Here is a 19,091-nt window from a genome sequence, read left to right on the forward strand (position 1 = left end):
GTTCAGATGGCTATTCTACGTTTGATTGGTTTTGGAAAAAAAGAAGAATTTAAGAAAGTGCTCGCAATTTTAAGAAAGAAAAAGCCTGATAGGACAAGGGCTCTATGAAATTTGTCGTGTACAGAGACATTTTTTAATGCTGATAAAAAAGAAAATGTAAAAATCACGGTTGAAAATTCAGTTGTGAAAAGTGTTGCTGTTGAAAATAATAGTTATGCTTGGGCATGTGGTGTGGGAACAAATCCTGCCTGTAATGGTGTAACCGTAAAAGATGGACAGATCAATTCCAAACCTGCAAAAAGCTTCTATTTTAATAATACTGTATTAAAAGCAGTCAGTGGGACAACGCAAGATCTAACAGTTAAAAATAATAGTCTGTTGATGCATTTAGATAACAGTCAATCGACTACACCGACACCTGCTACAAGCTGTGCAAATAGTACCAATCAATGGGGTTGTATCACCATTACTGGATTAGCTTCGCCATTGATATTCGAACATAACTCAACTGTATGGGCGACACCAAGAGTTGGGCAGTTTAACGCATCTAATCAAACTGTAAATGTACAGTTCGCCCATAAAGCAAATCCACCACTAGAGGATGGTATAACGATTACCAAAGCTAATGCGACTGCTACTTATATCTCATTTGTACTAGGTTCAATGACTTGGTATCAATGTGGAACATATGCTTCGGAAACTTCGGTATGCCCTGGATTAAGTTTGGACACAGCAAACCGTACATTAACATTTAAAGATGTAAAACTTTCTCAACAAGCTGATCCAACGAAAATATTAACTGCCAATGGTATACTGAAATTTTAAAAATTTACTCTAATCTTAGCTGGGGCATCTATTGATGCCCTTTTTTATTTGACAATTAATATTGTCAAAAATAATATAAAAGCGATTTAAAAAAATGGATAGCTGAAATGGAAATAAAAACAATTACATTACCGACACGTAAAATCGAAGTTGAAGTGTATGCACCTGCACAGACGTCAGAAAAAGTCCCTGCAATCCTATTGCTGCATGAGTTGTTTGGCATACTGGATGTGTATCGGGAAGATGCGCAGGACTTGGCAAATCGTGGCTATCTGGTTTATGTACCCAATTTATTTAGTGGTGGTGCAGTCAAGTATTGTATTCGGGCAATGGTCAGTAAGGCTGGGCGAATCAATGCTGCCGATAGCGATATGAATAAAGAAATGCATGTGTTACTTGATGCGTTAAAAGCTGATCCACGTTCAAATGGTCGCTTGGGTATGTTAGGTCAATGTTTAACAGGGGGTTACGTCATTCAAATGGCAAAGCGCGAAGATATGTTAGCACCTGTGGTTTATCATCATTCACTGGGAATTCAAGGTGCAGGTGTACCGAAAAAAGAATCTCTGGATGACATTCGCATTTTGCAGGGGCATTGGTCAAATGTTGATCCATTCTGTCCGGCAACCAAGCGCAACAAACTGATTCAGCAACTGGGTGATCGGGTTGAAGCCTATACCTATAACATGCCGCATGGTTTCCGCAGTGTCAGTCGTGGTCTACCTGAAGCAAAGGTGGTTTGGCAACGCACAGTTGAATTTTTTGATCGTGAATTAAAACAAAATACGGTATAAATGATACGCTTAGGCAAATATCACGTATAAATATTGATTCTTATAGAAAAAAATGAGAGGGGAAAATGTCACATACATACGAATATGCAGGTTTTTGGATACGCTTTCTTGCGTCTATTATTGATTCGATTATTCTGATTGTCGCTTTGATTCCGATCATGATGATTATCGCACCAAATGCTGCAAGTGGTTTTACAGGCTGGACATGGTCAGATTGGCTTGGCCAGATTATTGGTGCAGTTTTTTATATTGTATGCTGGGTAAAATTTGCAGGAACACCTGGAAAACGTTTATTACGTTTAAAGGTACTGGATGAAAAAACAGGCGAAAACCTCACGGTTGGGCAAGCTATTCTTCGTTATATTGGTTATTTTCCATCTACGCTGGTTTTCTTTCTCGGTTTTATCTGGATTGCATTCGATAGTAAAAAACAAGGCTGGCATGACAAAATCGCAAAAAGTGTAGTTGTACGTGAGTTGTAACTTTAGATTTTCAAGATGAACACAAAAAAGTCGTCATGGTTGACGGCTTTTTTGTTTCTATCCACATGAAAATAAATGAATTGAGAGGTTATGTCTCATAAATGATATATCAGTCTTTTAAGCTTTCACATAGAATAAAATCGCATTGATAAAAATGAGAACAGTATGAGTTCAGAGGCACATTCAATCAGCTTAATTGCACCCGTGGTTTTATTGGCTGCAGCTGTGATTGCAGTCCCTATTTTTAAACGAATAGGTTTGGGTTCGGTACTGGGTTACTTAATTGCAGGCTTGATCATTGGACCATTTGGCTTTGCTTTCTTCCAAGACTCCGCATCAATTTTACACATCGCAGAATTAGGAATCGTCATGTACCTGTTTGTGATTGGGCTGGAAATGCAGCCTTCACATTTATGGGGACTCAGACGTGAAATCTTCGGTCTAGGCACTTTACAGATTGTAGCCTGTGCGACAGCACTGACAGGTGTTGGGCTTTTATTTGGATTTAAATGGCAAGTTGCATTTATTGGAGCTGCTGGTTTTGTACTCACTTCAACAGCTATTGTGATGCAGTTACTGGGAGATCGTGGGGATATTGCCCAGCCACAAGGCCAGAAGATTGTTGCGATTTTATTATTTGAAGACTTATTAATTGTCCCATTACTGGCAATTGTTGCTTTTATGGCACCGAATCATGTGGTGGAAAGTACCTCAGCACGTTTAGAAAATATTGGCATTGGTTTAATTGCAATTGCAGGTTTAATCGCCGCAGGTTATTGGTTGCTCAATCCTTTATTTAGATTGCTTGCTGCGGCAAAAGCACGAGAAGTAATGACGGCTGCAGCACTTTTAGTGGTGTTGGGTGCTGCTTTATTGATGCAAGTTAGTGGCTTATCCATGGCAATGGGGGCATTTCTTGCAGGCGTGTTGCTATCAGAATCAACTTTTAGACACCAAATTGAAGCCGATATTGAACCATTTCGAGGAATTTTATTGGGGCTCTTTTTCCTTGGTGTTGGAATGTCACTGGATTTATCGGTCGTGAAGCAAAACTGGCAACTGATTGTCAGTGGCGTTATTGCAATGATGTTTGCGAAATCACTCATGATTTATATCGTTGCGCGAATAACCCAAAGTCGGCATACGGAAGCTTTGGATCGTGCCTTATTGATGGCGCAAGGCGGTGAGTTTGCTTTTGTTCTGTTTTCTGCGGCGCTCACTGCTCAGGTGATTGATAATACAGTTAAGTCGAATCTAACAGCAATTATTGTACTTTCTATGGTATTAACCCCAATCTTAGGCATTCTTTTTAAACGATTTACCGAAACCAAAGATTCAGTTTCTCTTGATAATGTTGATATAGCTGAAGGTCTAAGTGGCAGTATTCTAATGATTGGTTTTGGTCGTTTTGGTCAGGTGACAAGTCAATTACTCTTGGCAAGAGGGGTTGATGTGACAATTATTGATAATGACATCGACATGATTCAAAACGCAGAAAAATTTGGTTTTAAAATCTACTATGGCGATGGCTGTCGTCTTGATATTTTACATGCTTCAGGGGCTTCGGCGGCAGAAGCAATCGTCATCTGTGTCGACAGTAAACAAACAACCAATCGAATTGTGGAATTGGTGACACATGAATTTCCATTAGCCAAAGTCTTGGTTCGTTCTTATGATCGAGAGCATTCACTACATTTGGTCAAACAAAAAGTCGATTATATGATTCGTGAAACCTTTGAATCTGCGGTTAAATTCGGTGAAGTCATTTTAGAGCAATTAGGTGTCGATGAACATGAGGTTCGTATGATCTCAAATGAAATTCGAGAACGTGATAATGAGCGTTTTGAAACTGAAATTGCTGCGGATGATGTCTATGCTGGGGTGGGTTTACAATACTCACATTCTCATCCTCGACCTACAGCACCATTGATTCGACCTAAACAAGCAGGACGAATTTTAAATGGTGAAGAAACTGAAAAGGATGTAGAAGATAGGTAAATCGATTTTGAAATAAAATGGATTTAAATAAGTCTTAGCTAGCTAGACTAAGACTTATTTTTTAATTTAAATTTGAATAAAACTAAAACAAAAATACCCAATAAAAGCCCCCAAAATGCAGAACCAATTCCCCAAAATTGAACTCCTGATGTGGTACATAAAAAGGTGAGTAATGCTGCTTCTCGTTCTTCTACGTTTGCAAAAGCCACTGCAATGTTATGGCTAATCGTGGCAAATAGGGCAATACCTGCAAGTGCAACAATAAAAATAGGCGGAAATGACATGAGTAAGCTGACTAAGGTTGCAGCGAAAAGCCCCATTAAAATATAAAACAAACCACAGCTTATACCTGCAATATAGCGTTTGCTCGGATCAGGATGCACTTGATCATCTAAGCTGACTGCTGCACTAATCGCGGCTAAATTGATCGAGAAACAACCAAAAGGGGCGAAAATCGTATGTGCAATGCCTGTCCAGCCTATAATTTGATTGACGTGTGGGTGATAACCATAGCTTTTAATCATGGCAATACCGGGCAAATTTTGTGAAGTCATATTGATGACAAACAACGGTAAGGCTAGACCCAGTAATGCAGACCATGAAAATGAAGGTTGCATCCATACAGGTTGAGTAAAAGACCAAGTGATTGAATGTAATTGAAAATCAATAAAGAGCGGGCAAATCATCGCTCCTAAAATCACTGTCAGCACAATGCTATAACGAGGCAATAAGCGTTTTGACACAAGATAAATTGCTAACATGCTTAAGATAAAGCCGAGTTGACTTTCTAAGCTGCTAAAAATTTGAATCCCAAATTTTAATAAAATCCCAGCAAGCATCGCACAGGTGAGGCTTTGAGGAATATGCGCCAGTAACTTTTGGAAAATGCCTGAAAATCCAACGATTGCGATTGCGACGCCACAAATTAAGAAAGCACCAATTGCTTCATACAAATCATAATGGCCAGTCGATGCAATGATCAGTGCAATCCCTGGGGTTGACCATGCTGTAGCAACTGGATATTTATATTTCCAAGATAAGATGAGTCCTGATAATCCAATCGCTAAACCTAATGCCCAAAACCAAGAGCTGATTTGTGCTGTATTTGCACCTAAAGATTGTGCGCCTTGGATCACTAATACAGCAGAAACGCTAATTCCAATCAGGAAGGTAATAAAGCCAGCAAAAACGGCAGGAATCGAAAAATCTTGAATTAGACGTTGCATCAAGGCATCTATACTTGATTAAAATTTGTTGAAAAGTATATCGTTAATTCAGCGGAAATCGTAGTTTAAAAATGATTGAATTAATTGATCATATGATCAAAACAGAGTTATGCAAGGGTAGAGGTTGCTAGTCGTAATCCAAAAATAAAGAATAAAATACCCACGCTACAAACACCTCCAGCGGCAAGTTTGTAATTATGTTTGAAAAAGTTTGCTAATTTAACACCTGAAAAAATCAGAGCAGTCAGATAGGTAAAACTGACCAGTTGCACAATAATGGCTAAGCTCAGAAAGCTGAGTGCTGGATAAGCATAATTGGGTTGTACAAATTGCACGAAAAAAGATAGGAAAAACAGAATCGCTTTAGGATTGAGTAAACTGATACTGAGTGCGGTACGATAGGGATGAATTTGGTCTAAACGAGGTAAATCAGCCATTTCTGTAGGGTGTGCAGGCTTATTCCATGTCTGATAGGCACTTTGTAATAGCTTGAAGCCTAGATAGGCGAGATAACAAGCGCCTGTTAATTTTAAAACGATAAATAAAATCGGGAAGGCTTTTAATAATGATGCCGCACCTAAGACCGTACACAGGATTAAAATAGAATCACCTGTGAATACGCCACATGCCGCAGCATAACCTGTACGAATACCATAGCGTGAAGCAACCGACATGACATATAAAGAGTTTGGGCCAGGCAATAACACAATTAAGATTGTACCAATAATGAAAGTGGTTAAATCTGTTATGCCGAACACAATCTACTCATTAAAAATCGATTTTCGCTAATATAACAAAAATCGGTTTTTATAGGTGAAAAATAAACTAATTAAGGTCGAATCTCTGCATCAATACCAAAAGATTGACGCAGTAATAAACTCAAATGATCACGTGCTTTGATAAAGCCATCAATACCACCTTGTAGTAATTGGAAAGCCATTAAATCTTGCTCAAGTTCAGCTTTAAAACTTTCTTTGGTCTGGGCAGAACGTTCAATTTTTTCCGCCTGTTGTGCGGCTTCGTTGCTGAGTTGCGCTGTAACCGTTTGTTGATCCTGATCCAGTTGTGCCAATAAATTTGGCGCAATGGTCAATAAATCACAACCTGCCAAACCTAAAACCTGTGCGGTACTGCGGAAGCTTGCCCCCATGACCTGTGTTGGAATGCCGTGTTGCTTGTAGTAGTTATAGATTTTCTTAACCGATAATACGCCTGGGTCTTTTTCAATTGGATATTGATCAACGCCCTCAGCCTTTTTATACCAATCCAGAATACGACCAACAAAAGGAGAAATTAGGGTTACTTTTGCATCTGCGCAAGCTTGAGCCTGATGCAAACCAAACAATAAGGTGAGGTTACATGGAATCCCTTCAGCCTCTAAAACTTTAGCTGCTTGAATGCCTTCCCACGTTGATGCAATCTTGATCAAGATACGAGATTGCTCAATACCATAACCTTGGTAAAGTTTAGAAAGTTCACGCGCTTTGGCAATCGTCGCATCAGTATCATAAGAAAGAGAAGCATCGACTTCAGTTGAAACACGCCCATCAATCAATTTTAAAATTTCAACACCAAACTTCACTGTCAAAATATCAATGGTGCGTTCAATCAGTTCATCACTTTGATAACCTTCTTGTTTTGCTTGTGTATAAGCTTCTTCAATCAGTTGCTTACTTTCAGGTTGTTCAGCCGCTGCTGTAATAAGTGATGGATTGGTTGTTGCATCTAAGGGACGAAATTTTTCAATCGCTTCTAGATCACTACTATCGGCAACAACGGTTGTTAAATTTTTTAATTGGTGTAATGCAGTCTGAGTCATTGATATAGCGTTCTTACTTAAACAAAATTATGGATAACTTCTTTATAGCACAATCTACAGGAAAGCAAAGCATCGCTTTCAATACATTTAAATCTGAGTAATTTAGTCGCTTTTACTAGGTTGTTGCCGTTGTTGTCGAATGTGCTCAATCAAAAATCTAGCAGCAACACCTAACTTGCTTTCTCGACTCCAGACTAAATCAACATAGTATTCAAACTTAGGTGTGAAATCATAAAGTTGCAAAACTTTTAGTTTTTTCTTTAATTCTGCGTTTTCATTAAACATTTCTAAGGGCAAAACTCCCCAACCTAAATTCCGAAGAATCATCATACAAGCAGAATGATGATGATCTGTACGCCAATAATCTTTAGAAAATAACAATTCAGGTTTAATGCTATGGTCACGGCTAGCGACCACGATTTGGCGAGTCTGCACCATTTGCTCAAATGAAATCTGTTCAAATTGAGCTAAAGCATGACTTTGAGCAATCACAGGAACAAGAGCTTCTCGTTTTAATTCAACAAATTGTTCACGACTATCTAATTGTTCTCGTTCAAACATCAGTGCAAGTTGCGCAGACTGATCCAGTAACATCTGTAAAGCATCTTCCTGAGGAGCAGAAAAAATATTAATGGTCAGATTTGGGAAATGTTGTTCAAGCAAGGTAATGTAATCGGTCCAATTGGTATGTAGCAATTCAGAAACCACGACAATGTTTAAAGTTGACTCTAGTCCAGCGCTGAGTGCATGAGCATGTTGTTTCCATTGATTGATTTCAATCAAAAGTTTTTGAGTTTTCTCATATAAAACCATTGCCGCAGGTGTTGGTGTAGGTTCACGTCCAATTCGCTCGAATAAATTGAGATTCAGATCAATTTCTAAATTGGCAATTGACATACTCACTGCCGAAGGAACTTTGCCGAGTTTCCGCGCAGCAGCCGAAAATGAACCTGTTTCGATTACGGTCTGAAACATTAGAAGTTGTTCTTGATTAATATTCATCTGTCAAAACTAATCTATCAAAAAAATTGAAAGAACCTGATTAGATTAATCAAAATTATAAAAATAAAATGGCGCGTATCCAAATAAAAGAGTGTTAGAAAATGTTGATTTCCAGAAGAAGACTCATTCATGCAATTAGCTATGAAGTGATCTTATTGGTCATCATCGCAATTGCGTTAAGTTTTATTTTTAGTATGCCTTTAGAGGTGACTGGTATTCTAGGTGTAATCATGGCCATCATTTCAGTGATTTGGAATATGATTTTTAACCATTATTTTGAGAAAGTTGAACATAAATATCAGTGGAAACGAACGATTCTTGTGCGTATCTTGCATGCGGTTGGTTTTGAGGGTGGTTTGATGCTTGCGACCATTCCAATTATTGCTTATATGATGAAGATGAGCTTTATTGATGCATTAATTTTAGATTTTGGTCTAACGATGTGTATTTTGGTTTATACCTTTATCTTCCAATGGTGTTATGACATGGTAGAAGAGCGTTTCTTTCCTGATGTGAAATTTGCATCTTGATATATAAATAAAGGCATTGTTTAGTAGACTCTTTTAAACAATGCCTTAAAAGCACATAATTGATTAAAATAAAAAGAATTTTTGATACTTTTTATGGATACGGATCATTTCTGGAAAACTTTTGTGATAATTCATGGTTTCGTTATTTCTTTTATATATTAATCTATATGGTAGCTGATCAATTGTCTTAGAAGCTAAATAGCCTAAGTAGATCTCAAACAGAATAGAAAATTCACATCCCTAAAAAAACTCCATGCTAAACTAAGCGCATTGTCTTTTCGATTACATGATTTTCTCTATGTTTCAACAAGAAATCTTTCAATTAAACCTACAACAATTCAAAGCAGGCGAAAAGCGCTGGATTGGTTCCTTACGTGGATCATCAGCAGCATTATTATTTAAAGAAATTGCCACGCAAAGTTCAAATCTATATGTGATTGTTGCGAGAAATAATCAGCATCTTGCTCAGCTCGAAAGTGAACTTGAATTTTACGGAATAAAACCAACGATTTTTCCTGATTGGGAAATTTTGCCTTATGACCGTTTATCTCCGCATCAAGATATTGTTTCTGAACGTTTGGCGATTTTAGCGAATATGCCACAAAAGGGTATTCTACTGGTTTCTGCCAGTACCTTAGCGCAACGTGTTGCACCGTACTCATGGGTGGTTGGTGAACACTTTGATATTAAAGTTGGTCAACGACTTAATTTGGAAGCACAGAAAAAGCAACTGGTGCAGGCGGGTTACCGTTTGGTTGATACTGTTTATGATCATGGAGAATTTGCAGTTCGTGGCAGTATCATGGACATTTATGCATCTGGACAAGATCAACCGATTCGAATTGATTTATTTGATGATGAAATTGAAAGCTTAAAATTCTTTGATCCAGAAACGCAGAGAACCACTGAGTCTTTAAAAAACTTCACTGTTTTACCAGCAAAAGAATTTCCTTTAAAAGAGGGACGTTCTATCTTTAGAGATCGTTACGCAGAAAGTTTTCCAACTGCGAATCCTAAGAAAAACCCAATTTATCAAGATGTACTTGAAGGAATTGCAACACCAGGATTAGAGTTCTATTTACCTTTATTCTTTGAGAAAAAGGTGATGGAAGCGCAAAGTATGCTTATGACATACTTACCAAAGAATTGCGTTGTCATTACAAATAACGAAGTTGAAGATGAATTAATCAATTTTTGGAAAGAAGTGGTTCGTCGTTATGAAGATCGCCGTCATAACATCGACCAACCAATTCTTCCGCCTGAAGAGCTTTTTTTAATGCCAAATCATGTGTTACAGGCATTAAACCAATTTCCAAGGATTTTAGCTTCAGCAGAAGCATTTGACGAAAAAGTAGGTGTTTTAAATCTTGCAGCAGAACAACCACCCAAGCTTGTAGTTGATCCTAAAAAAGAACAGCCCTTTGAAGCAGTTAAACATTATATCGACCAAGTTAAACATCCTGTTTTATTGGTAGCAGAAAGTGCAGGTCGGCGTGAAACCTTAAAAGATGCATTACGTTCAGTTCTAGGTGAAATTCAAAATGTAGAGAGTTTTGTCCAATTTCAGAAAGACAAGCTACAAGTTGCAATCACAAGCGCGCCATTAGATCGTGGACTCGTGCTCAGCAATCAACTCTCAGTCATTTCTGAAAATCAACTCTATGAACATCGGGTAGTGCAGCGACGTCGTAAGCGTCAGCAAGAAGTTTCTGAAGAATTTCTTGTTCGGAGTTTAACTGAACTCAGTATTGGTGCGCCTGTAGTACATATCGATCATGGTGTTGGACGTTATGCAGGCTTAATTACCTTAGAAATTGATCAACAGGATCATGAGTTTTTACAGCTCGATTATGCAGATGGTGCAAAAGTTTATGTGCCTGTCACCAATTTACACCTGATCAGCCGTTATAGTGGTGGCGATCCTGACTTAGCACCTTTACATAAATTAGGTACAGATACATGGAGTAAAGCCAAGCGGAAAGCTTTAGAGCAAATCCATGATGTTGCGGCTGAGTTGTTACATATTCAGGCCCGTCGTCAATCGAAACCAGGTTTTGCTTTTGAGCTCGATCATACTGGATATATGCAATTCTCTAGTGGCTTTGCCTATGAAGAGACTTTAGATCAAGCCAACGCCATTGAAGCGACCTTACATGATATGCAACTGGCCAAACCAATGGATCGTCTGGTGTGCGGTGATGTTGGTTTTGGTAAAACAGAAGTAGCGATGCGAGCAGCTTTTGTTGCAGTCCAAAACAACAAGCAAGTTGCGGTATTAGTTCCTACTACGCTATTGGCACAGCAACACTATGAGTCCTTTAAAGATCGTTTTGCTGATACGGCCGTTCGTATTGAAGTGCTGTCTCGTTTTGGTAGTAATAAAACCTATCTCAAAACCATTGAGGATTTGGCTGAGGGTAGAGTCGATATTGTCGTTGGTACACATAAAATCCTACAAGAGAATGTGCAATTTAAAAACCTTGGTTTAATGATTGTAGATGAGGAACATCGTTTTGGGGTGCGGGATAAGGAACGAATCAAGGCTTTACGCGCTGATGTGGATATGTTGACTTTAACTGCGACACCGATTCCACGAACTCTGAATATGGCATTCTCTGGGATGCGAGATCTTTCGATTATTGCAACGCCGCCCGCTCGCCGTTTAGCCGTCAAAACTTTTGTTCAAGAACATACGGATGACTCAATTAAAGAAGCGATTTTGCGTGAGTTGTTACGTGGTGGTCAGGTTTATTTGTTACATAATGAAGTTGAAACCATTGAAAGAGCAGCAGAAACGATTCGTAATTTAGTCCCAGAAGCACGTGTTGCAGTTGCACATGGACAAATGCGCGAACGTGAACTGGAACAGGTCATGCAGCAGTTCTATCACAAAGAATATAATGTTCTTGTGTGTTCAACCATTATCGAAACGGGTATTGATGTACCGAATGCCAATACCATTATTATTGAACGTGCAGACAAACTGGGTTTAGCGCAGTTACATCAATTGCGTGGTCGTGTTGGACGTTCGCACCACCAAGCGTATGCCTATTTATTGGTTCCATCGCTAAAACATCTCAAAGGCGATGCGGAAAAACGTCTTGATGCCATTCAACGTGCTTCAACATTGGGCGCAGGATTCATGCTTGCAACTGAAGACTTGGAGATTCGGGGGGCTGGTGAATTACTCGGTGAGCAGCAAAGTGGTTCGATGCAGGCAATTGGTTATAGCTTGTATATGGAAATGCTAGAGAAAGCGACCAAAGCCATCCAAAAAGGTAAAACGCCAAACTTTGATGCGCCTTTATCATTAACTGCTGAAATTAACCTACATATGCCTGCGCTGATTCCAGATGATTATCTAGGAGATGTACATCAGCGTTTGTTGTTTTACAAGCGCATTAGTAATACGGATACACAAGAGAAGCTCGACAACATCCGTATGGAGTTGATTGATCGCTTTGGCATTCCACCACAGTCGGTCAAACAATTGTTTAGCGTACATCAATTACGTTTGAAGGCAGAACAACTCGGGATTACCAAAATTGATGTGAATAATAATGGTGGCTATATCGAGTTTTCACCAGACACACCAGTGCAAGCGATCAGCATTATTCAGTTAATGCAAAACAATCCAACCTATTATCGTATGGAAGGAGGTCAGCGTTTGAAGGTCACAGTGCAATTGGTTGAGTATGATAAGCGGATTCAGTTTATTGTTGATTTGTTAAATAAATTGCTAAATGAGCTACATAGTTAGTTGAAAAGTATATTTTTGCTGACGAATTGAACAGCTTGGATTCCCTTTAAGCAAAGAATTTGTTTTTTGTCTGATGTCGATGTAATAAATAAGGAAAATCATTGTTATTTGTAATCAAACAGGCGACTAATAATATTCACATCAAAACTGATGTGATAGTATTGATCATCATTATTATGCATCATTTATAAAGATATGTTTAGTTTGCATCCACAACTTGCTCAAGATACATTTTTTGTAGGCGACTTTCCGCTTTCAACATGTCGTTTAATGAATGATATGCAATTTCCATGGTTGATTCTTGTACCACGTGTACCGGGAATTAGCGAGTTATATGAATTAAGCCAAGCTGATCAAGAGCAATTCTTACGTGAATCAAGCTGGTTATCGAGCCAATTGGCACGCGTATTCCGTGCAGACAAAATGAATGTTGCAGCACTCGGTAACGTCGTGCCACAACTGCATTTTCATCATGTTGTACGTTATCAAAATGATGTTGCATGGCCTAAACCAGTTTGGGGAACGCCAGCCGTACCTTATAGCAATGATGTACTCGCACATATGCGTCAAACATTAATGCTTGCATTGCGTGGTCAAGGCGATATGCCATTTGACTGGCGTATGGACTGATTTAGAAAATAGAATAAAAAACAGTCTTCTATAACAAGGAAGGAGGGTAGGGTGTCACTAGATAGGTTAATAGATAAAGAACCTAGACAGTTCGCTTATTTTCATCGTTTGATGGGATATTCGATCTTGTCACTGATTTTAGTCATCTATGCATTTACCTCTCCCAGTGCTAACTATCAGCTTTACATCCTTCCTTTTTTATTGATCCATTTTCTTATTTGTCCCAAATTAGAAAAATGGCTTCAGTATAAATATGATAAAAATACTCAAAAAAATGTACTCTTTGCTTTTGAAGCGGTCATCGTTGCAATTGTACTTGCAGGGTTACACCTAAGTTTAGTTCCTACTTTTACGATTTTATTTGGGCTTCTTTATGTTGGTTTAAATAATAAAATTACACTCCCTGTTGCGTGTTTAATCGGACTGATCGGTGTTCTTACTTTTTACTTCTGTACTTTTACAATTTTTGCTGCTGAAGAATATTTCGAGCCTACAAATCCAGAACTGACTGTCGTTAGTTTATTTGGTTTGATGATGTTTATTGTGATTGGTAATTACTATCAGCACCGCCGTCTCAATATTCTGGGACAGCAACGCCAGCATTATCATAATCAAATGACGCGCTATATTGCGTTTGCCAACCAGCTCAGTCGTTATGCGCCACTTCAGTTATGGCAATCGATTATGCGGGGTGAGGCTGAGGCAAAAATTGAATATAAACGTAAAAAATTAACGGTTTTCTTCTCAGACATTCAAGGTTTTACCGAACTCTCAGAAACACTTATTCCAGATGATTTAGCTTTTTTACTTAATGATTATTTAAGTCATATGACTGAAATAGCAAAACAGTATGAAGCAACCGTTGATAAGTTTATGGGCGATGCGATTCTCATCTTCTTCGGTGATCCAAATTCTCAGGGTGTTGAACAAGATGCGAAGTCATGTGTAGAAATGGCGATCGCAATGCGTCAGCAAATGAAATTGTTGCGTGAGCGTTGGAAGAAAATGGGCTATCCAGCGTTGCACATTCGAATGGGTATTAGTACGGGTTACTGTCACGTTGGGAACTATGGGGCTTCACACCGTATGGCCTATACCATTGTGGGACGTGATGTAAACTTGGCGGCGCGTTTACAGTCTGCTGCGGAAGTAGATGAAATCCTGATTGCGGATGATACCCATCAGCTAATTAAAAATGAATTTTTATGTGTACCGAAAGTGCCAATTTATTTAAAAGGGATTCAAGGACCTGTTAAAACGTGGCAGGTAATGGAAAAATTCACAGGTAAGAAATCCGATACACAAAAATGGTTTGATTTCGATTATAAAGGTTTTCATCTGGTTTTGAACTTAGAGGAAGTGCAGAATTATGAATATCCAGAATTGGTTGAAATTTTGGAGAATATGGTTCAGCGTATCAAAACACAACAAAAAATTACCAATGCTCAGGGTATTCCAAAACTGACTTTGGATGATGAAGTAAGATAAAAATATTCAATAATTAATTATAGAGTTGAAATATGTCTGCATTCGTTTCACAGTATCCATTGGCTATTGATGAGAACATGGTGGGTGAGTATCCTGCTTTGGTAAAGTCAGGTGCAGGTTATTTTTATGATGATGTTCTTGAATATCGAGTTTGGTGTCATCCAGAACGTAGTGCGCTAGATGAATATGAGGGGCAAGATTATTATTGTGCATTTTCCAGTTATGAAGATGCTCAACAGTTTTCCGAACAAACAGCTGGAGCGGAACATCCTTTGGTTTTGATACGTCAAAGCTGTTGGATTAACGAACCTCAAACAGGCGTATTTACTGCTGATCGTGGAGAACGTCTAACTGAATGGCAAGTGATCTGGTTGAATAATGCAAAACGTCAAGATGGTGATATTGAAAATTTCTTTGCGGAACGAGGAATTGCATTTACAGGCTATCAGGAAGTGATGGATGCGACGCCTTTCACCAGAGATTTTAATCCGCAAGCCTACAAATCATTCCCACAATATTTAGGGGTTATTGCGTGTTCTTGTGTCATTGATGGAAAATTGCCAATACGTTGGGTATCTCACTCAGGCGGAGATTGGCAAATGTATTGTCATGTGGATGCACATGATTTTTCTGAAAATAGTTTGGATTTTGAGCAAAATATTCAATTGACCAATATGGCACAATTACTCAAATATAATCCAGATTTGCAAATATTATATGATCTACCTATAGATAAAGGTGCTTATAGAGATCATGTGGAGTCTATTTGGCAATATTTTGATGATTATGATGTTGGTCAATAAATTTAAATTAAAAAAACTCCTCTAATAAAGAGGAGTTTTTTATGGATAAAGCTTAGTGGTTTTCCGAAGCATGATTAATCGTATATTTCGGAATTTCAATTTCTAAATCTTCATCAACGATTTCAACCTGACATGATAGGCGAGAGTCAGGCTCTAAACCCCATGCACGATCAAGTAGATCTGCTTCAACATCGTTCATTTCTTCAAGGCTGTCAAAACCTTTACGAACAATCACGTGGCAAGTTGTACATGCCGCAGACATGTCGCAAGCATGTTCAATTTTAATGCCTTGTTTCAATAAGCTTTGGCATAAATTGGCGTTTTGTTCGACTTCAAATTCTACACCTTCGGGGCAAATGAGTGCATGAGGAAGAACTTTAATACGTGGCATATTGATCACCTATACCTTTAGTTTGAGTTTGACCAATCTTCAAGTTTTGTACCTTTTAAGGCATGGTCAATATGTCGATTCATACGAAGTGCTGCAAACGCATCGCTGTGAATTTTAAGTTGTTGAACAGCATGTTCAATCGCCGCAAGCTCATCGGTCTTCAGACGAGCTTTTAACGCTTCAGCAGCAAGAATTAAGTCGCGGGCCTGTTGCTGAGAGAGTAAATCGGTATCTGCTTTTAACGCTTGTTCTAAAGCTTCCAACTCACGTTGTGCTTCCACTTTTGTTTCTTGCAGATGGCGCAATTGTTTGTCTTCTTCCGCATGTTGGAAACCTTCAATCAAGAGGCGTTCAGTATCCGCTGCAGATAGACCATAAGATGGTTTGATATCAATTTGCGCTTGAACACCAGAAGTGGTTTCTTTCGCAGATACTGTCAGTAAGCCATCCGCATCAACTTGAAATGTCACTTCAATGCGTGCTTGACCAGCAGTCATTGGTGGGATGCCATGTAAAACAAAGCGACCCAATGAACGACAATGCTCGACTAAATCACGTTCACCTTGTACCACATGAATCAACATCGCTGTTTGGCCATCTTGATAAGTGGTGAATTCTTGACGGCGTGCGACTGGAATTGCGGTATTTCTTGAAATCAACCGTTCAACCAATCCTCCCATGGTTTCTAGACCAAGAGAAAGTGGCGTGACATCAAGTAATAATGAACCATCTTGACTGTTGCCAATGAGCTGGTTGGCGGTAATAGATGCGCCAATTGCAACCACTTCATCAGGATTGATCGTACAGAGTGGTTCACGTTCAAATAATTCGCGTACCGCTTTTTGTACGGCATATGAACGTGTTGAACCACCTACTAAAACTACATGTTCGATTTCATCGAGTTCAAGTTTAGCATCACGCAGTACACGTTTACATACACTCATGGTTTTATCGAGTGCAACTTGAATAATCGATTCAAAAGTTGGGCGATCTAAAGTAAGGCGATCATCCAGTAATTTTAATTCAGCAGATTCATGATCTGTTAAGTATTCTTTGGCTTGACGCGCTGCAACAACAAAAACAGCATATTCTTCATCGCTTAAAGTTTCGATATTAAGCTGTTTTTTTGCCCATTTTACGATTAAGCGGTCAAGGTCATCACCACCAAGCGCGGTATGTCCACCAGTCGCAAGAACTTCAAAAACACCTTGTGAGAAACGTAAAATAGAAACGTCAAATGTACCACCACCAAGGTCGTAAATCACGTAGTTACGATCGGTGCTCAAGTTGGTATCTTGGTCTAATCCATAGGCAACCGCGGCAGCCGTTGGTTCATTCAACAAACGTAAAACATTCAAACCTGCAAGTTGAGCAGCATCACGTGTCGCTTGGCGTTGTGCTTCATCAAAATATGCTGGAATAGTGATCACTGCACCGTTGATAGGGTTGTTGAGGCTTGCTTCGGCACGATCTTTTAACTGCTTTAAAATGTCTGCAGAAATTTCGACAGGCGTTTTACGACCAGCAGCAGTTTCAAATGCTGGCATCTCATTTTCTGCACCAACAAGTGTATACGGATGCTGAAATTTGATATCTGCTTGCGAGCGACCCATAAAACGTTTTACTGAAACAACAGTATTTTTGGGGTCAGTCATCATAAACGGCTTGGCTTCATAACCAAACGTCGTTGAATCTTTTGCGTAATGAACAATCGACGGCAGTAATACACGATCTTTGTCATCTTGCAGAACTTTCGGTTTTCCCGATAGCACTGTCGCCACTAAAGAGTGGGTTGTCCCTAAGTCAATGCCGATCGCAATACGATGTTGATGCGGGGCAGTCGATTGACCAGGTTCAGCAATTTGCAAAAGTGCCATGCGTGCGGTATCCCTTGAAAATATTTGGTAACAGCGGATTAAAAATCATCATCGAGATCGAAGCTATCTTCTTCGTCCAACATACGATCTTCAGCTTTATCAATATCATTCATGACACGTTGAAAAAAACGTAGTTTACGAACGGTATCACGAGCCTCAGCCCAATCTTCTTCAGCAAAATCGATTTTAAATTCACGAACTAAACCGTCAATCCATTGCTGAACTTCAACTTTTAAGGTACTAAGCTGCTCGCTAGAGGTGGCTTCGTCAAGCTGTTCACGCATTTCGAGTGCAGATTGTAAAAATTCAAAATCGCTAATGGACTGATCCAAGTGATGATCTTGTTTTTTTAAGCCAAGTAAATACGCCGCACGACTATCAACTTGTGAGAGCACTTTATACGCTTGATTGATTTCACTCGACTTGATCAATGCTTGATCTTTGTCAGTGGCTTTATCGGGATGATATTGCTGTTGCAAACTTAAAAATTGTTTTTTTAAAGCTGCTAAATCTATATCGAGTGCTTCTGGTAATTGGAACAACTCAAAATGATTCATGGGAGATGAATTCCGCTATTAATAAATACGTTAAAACAGTGCGGAACACACTGTTTTGACGAAAAAAAAAGAGGGTGTTGCTAGTTAGACGGTAAATGATTCACCGCAACCACATTCACCTTTTTGGTTAGGGTTGTTAAATTCAAAGCCTTCATTCAAACCATTTTTCACATAATCCATCTCTAAACCATTGAGATAAACAAGGCTTTTAGGGTCAACAAAAACTTTAACACCGAATTGTTCAAACACTTGATCATGTGTATCGATATCATCGACAAACTCAAGTACATACGCCAACCCAGAACAACCCGAAGTTTTCACACCAATACGAATGCCTTCACCCTTACCGCGGTTTTGCAGGTAATTGCTGATGTGAGTCGCAGCATTTTCAGTTAAATGGATCATGAAAACTCCAATATTATTTCGGTCATCACACAGCTTTCGCTTTCTTACCACGATAGTCTTCAATCGCAGCTTTGATTGCATCTTCAGCCAATACTGAGCAGTGTACTTTTACTGGTGGAAGCGCAAGCTCGGTCGCAATATCAATGTTTTTGATTGCTTGAGCTTCATCAAGTGTTTTACCTTTTAGCCATTCAGTTACAAGAGAGCTTGATGCGATTGCAGAACCACAGCCGTAAGTTTTGAAGCGAGCTTCTTCAATTACGCCATTGTCATCGACTTGAATTTGTAAACGCATCACGTCGCCACATGCAGGTGCGCCGACCATACCTGTACCTACGTTTTCTGCATTTTTGTCTAATACACCAACATTACGAGGGTTTTCGTAATGATCAATTACCTTTTCGCTATAAGCCATGTCGCTTCTCCAAACCTCGGGGTCAGCCTAATATTAATATGAGGGTTAAAACATACTTTTCAATGAAGTGCTCAATAGAGCACCTTATA

18 protein-coding genes are annotated in these 19,091 nt (G+C 39.0%); 9 read left to right on the forward strand and 9 right to left on the reverse strand.

From position 1 onward, the window contains the following. The first annotated feature begins 111 nt into the window (after positions 1-111). The 4 genes from HYG88_RS13430 to HYG88_RS13445 all read left to right on the forward strand — a co-directional run bounded on the left by HYG88_RS13430 (position 112) and on the right by HYG88_RS13445 (position 4,099). Positions 112-825, forward strand: coding sequence for a hypothetical protein (locus tag HYG88_RS13430; protein ID WP_256731753.1), 714 nt, complete (start codon positions 112-114; stop codon positions 823-825). Positions 826-932: 107 nt separating this feature from the next. Continuing rightward, positions 933-1,619, forward strand: coding sequence for a dienelactone hydrolase family protein (locus HYG88_RS13435; RefSeq protein ID WP_005160846.1), 687 nt, complete (start codon positions 933-935; stop codon positions 1,617-1,619). 65 nt (positions 1,620-1,684) lie between these two features. Further along, positions 1,685-2,101 (forward strand): RDD family protein, encoded by a 417-nt coding sequence (locus tag HYG88_RS13440; protein ID WP_005160844.1) that lies wholly within the window; start codon positions 1,685-1,687, stop codon positions 2,099-2,101. Positions 2,102-2,266: 165 nt separating this feature from the next. Continuing rightward, on the forward strand, positions 2,267-4,099 hold the full coding sequence (locus HYG88_RS13445; protein ID WP_005160842.1) for a monovalent cation:proton antiporter-2 (CPA2) family protein: 1,833 nt from the start codon (positions 2,267-2,269) through the stop codon (positions 4,097-4,099). A gap of 47 nt (positions 4,100-4,146) precedes the next feature. Here HYG88_RS13445 and HYG88_RS13450 read toward each other — a convergent pair whose 3' ends face one another. The 4 genes from HYG88_RS13450 to HYG88_RS13465 form a co-directional block, all read right to left on the reverse strand. Further along, positions 4,147-5,325, reverse strand: a complete 1,179-nt coding sequence (locus tag HYG88_RS13450) for a benzoate/H(+) symporter BenE family transporter (protein ID WP_005160840.1) — start codon at positions 5,323-5,325, stop codon at positions 4,147-4,149. A 107-nt stretch (positions 5,326-5,432) separates the two neighbouring features. After that, positions 5,433-6,083, reverse strand: coding sequence for a leucine efflux protein LeuE (gene leuE / locus HYG88_RS13455; protein ID WP_005160838.1), 651 nt, complete (start codon positions 6,081-6,083; stop codon positions 5,433-5,435). Positions 6,084-6,154: 71 nt separating this feature from the next. Then, positions 6,155-7,144: a transaldolase gene (gene tal, locus HYG88_RS13460; RefSeq protein WP_005160836.1), complete on the reverse strand. Its 990-nt coding sequence runs from the start codon at positions 7,142-7,144 to the stop codon at positions 6,155-6,157. A gap of 102 nt (positions 7,145-7,246) precedes the next feature. Further along, complete coding sequence (locus HYG88_RS13465; protein WP_005160835.1) at positions 7,247-8,146, reverse strand: LysR family transcriptional regulator; 900 nt, start codon at positions 8,144-8,146, stop codon at positions 7,247-7,249. Between the two features lie 101 nt (positions 8,147-8,247). Here HYG88_RS13465 and aceI point away from each other — a divergent pair, with 101 nt between their 5' ends. The 5 genes from aceI (at position 8,248) to HYG88_RS13490 (ending at position 15,357) form a co-directional block, all read left to right on the forward strand. Further along, positions 8,248-8,676 (forward strand): chlorhexidine efflux PACE transporter AceI, encoded by a 429-nt coding sequence (gene aceI / locus HYG88_RS13470; protein WP_005160833.1) that lies wholly within the window; start codon positions 8,248-8,250, stop codon positions 8,674-8,676. A 298-nt stretch (positions 8,677-8,974) separates the two neighbouring features. Further along, complete coding sequence (gene mfd / locus HYG88_RS13475) at positions 8,975-12,436, forward strand: transcription-repair coupling factor (protein ID WP_034602713.1); 3,462 nt, start codon at positions 8,975-8,977, stop codon at positions 12,434-12,436. Between the two features lie 195 nt (positions 12,437-12,631). Next, on the forward strand, positions 12,632-13,066 hold the full coding sequence (locus tag HYG88_RS13480; RefSeq protein ID WP_005160827.1) for an HIT domain-containing protein: 435 nt from the start codon (positions 12,632-12,634) through the stop codon (positions 13,064-13,066). 51 nt (positions 13,067-13,117) lie between these two features. After that, the gene (locus HYG88_RS13485) at positions 13,118-14,554 is read left to right on the forward strand and encodes an adenylate/guanylate cyclase domain-containing protein (RefSeq protein WP_178883262.1); all 1,437 of its coding nucleotides are present in this window, start codon (positions 13,118-13,120) and stop codon (positions 14,552-14,554) included. Between the two features lie 32 nt (positions 14,555-14,586). Next, the gene (locus tag HYG88_RS13490) at positions 14,587-15,357 is read left to right on the forward strand and encodes a hypothetical protein (protein ID WP_178883263.1); all 771 of its coding nucleotides are present in this window, start codon (positions 14,587-14,589) and stop codon (positions 15,355-15,357) included. A gap of 52 nt (positions 15,358-15,409) precedes the next feature. On the opposite strand, the gene fdx is transcribed toward HYG88_RS13490, so the two are convergent. From fdx to iscU, 5 genes are all read right to left on the reverse strand, one after another. Continuing rightward, on the reverse strand, positions 15,410-15,748 hold the full coding sequence (gene fdx / locus HYG88_RS13495) for an ISC system 2Fe-2S type ferredoxin (RefSeq protein WP_178883264.1): 339 nt from the start codon (positions 15,746-15,748) through the stop codon (positions 15,410-15,412). Between the two features lie 17 nt (positions 15,749-15,765). Continuing rightward, the gene (hscA, locus tag HYG88_RS13500; protein ID WP_178883265.1) at positions 15,766-17,625 is read right to left on the reverse strand and encodes a Fe-S protein assembly chaperone HscA; all 1,860 of its coding nucleotides are present in this window, start codon (positions 17,623-17,625) and stop codon (positions 15,766-15,768) included. Between the two features lie 38 nt (positions 17,626-17,663). Then, entirely contained in the window at positions 17,664-18,182 is a 519-nt protein-coding gene (gene hscB, locus HYG88_RS13505; protein ID WP_004677863.1) for a Fe-S protein assembly co-chaperone HscB, read from the reverse strand. Positions 18,183-18,266: 84 nt separating this feature from the next. Continuing rightward, positions 18,267-18,587 (reverse strand): iron-sulfur cluster assembly protein IscA, encoded by a 321-nt coding sequence (iscA, locus tag HYG88_RS13510; RefSeq protein WP_005160812.1) that lies wholly within the window; start codon positions 18,585-18,587, stop codon positions 18,267-18,269. Positions 18,588-18,612: 25 nt separating this feature from the next. After that, a complete protein-coding gene (gene iscU, locus HYG88_RS13515) occupies positions 18,613-19,002 on the reverse strand; it encodes a Fe-S cluster assembly scaffold IscU (RefSeq protein WP_004677862.1) in 390 nt (129 codons plus the stop codon). Positions 19,003-19,091: the final 89 nt, after the last annotated feature.

This window comes from Acinetobacter sp. SwsAc4, assembly GCF_013391535.1.
GTDB lineage: Bacteria > Pseudomonadota > Gammaproteobacteria > Pseudomonadales > Moraxellaceae > Acinetobacter.

Excerpts from the sequence above, each read along its gene's own strand:
- HYG88_RS13435 (WP_005160846.1), top strand. The coding sequence starts at position 933 with ATGGAAATAAAAACAATTACATTACCGACACGTAAAATCGAAGTTGAA.
- HYG88_RS13440 (WP_005160844.1), top strand. The coding sequence starts at position 1,685 with ATGTCACATACATACGAATATGCAGGTTTTTGGATACGCTTTCTTGCG.
- HYG88_RS13445 (WP_005160842.1), top strand. The coding sequence starts at position 2,267 with ATGAGTTCAGAGGCACATTCAATCAGCTTAATTGCACCCGTGGTTTTA.
- HYG88_RS13450 (WP_005160840.1), bottom strand. The coding sequence starts at position 5,325 with ATGCAACGTCTAATTCAAGATTTTTCGATTCCTGCCGTTTTTGCTGGC.
- tal (WP_005160836.1), bottom strand. The coding sequence starts at position 7,144 with ATGACTCAGACTGCATTACACCAATTAAAAAATTTAACAACCGTTGTT.
- HYG88_RS13465 (WP_005160835.1), bottom strand. The coding sequence starts at position 8,146 with ATGAATATTAATCAAGAACAACTTCTAATGTTTCAGACCGTAATCGAA.
- aceI (WP_005160833.1), top strand. The coding sequence starts at position 8,248 with ATGTTGATTTCCAGAAGAAGACTCATTCATGCAATTAGCTATGAAGTG.
- mfd (WP_034602713.1), top strand. The coding sequence starts at position 8,975 with ATGTTTCAACAAGAAATCTTTCAATTAAACCTACAACAATTCAAAGCA.
- HYG88_RS13480 (WP_005160827.1), top strand. The coding sequence starts at position 12,632 with ATGTTTAGTTTGCATCCACAACTTGCTCAAGATACATTTTTTGTAGGC.
- HYG88_RS13490 (WP_178883263.1), top strand. The coding sequence starts at position 14,587 with ATGTCTGCATTCGTTTCACAGTATCCATTGGCTATTGATGAGAACATG.
- fdx (WP_178883264.1), bottom strand. The coding sequence starts at position 15,748 with ATGCCACGTATTAAAGTTCTTCCTCATGCACTCATTTGCCCCGAAGGT.
- hscA (WP_178883265.1), bottom strand. The coding sequence starts at position 17,625 with ATGGCACTTTTGCAAATTGCTGAACCTGGTCAATCGACTGCCCCGCAT.
- hscB (WP_004677863.1), bottom strand. The coding sequence starts at position 18,182 with ATGAATCATTTTGAGTTGTTCCAATTACCAGAAGCACTCGATATAGAT.
- iscA (WP_005160812.1), bottom strand. The coding sequence starts at position 18,587 with ATGATCCATTTAACTGAAAATGCTGCGACTCACATCAGCAATTACCTG.
- iscU (WP_004677862.1), bottom strand. The coding sequence starts at position 19,002 with ATGGCTTATAGCGAAAAGGTAATTGATCATTACGAAAACCCTCGTAAT.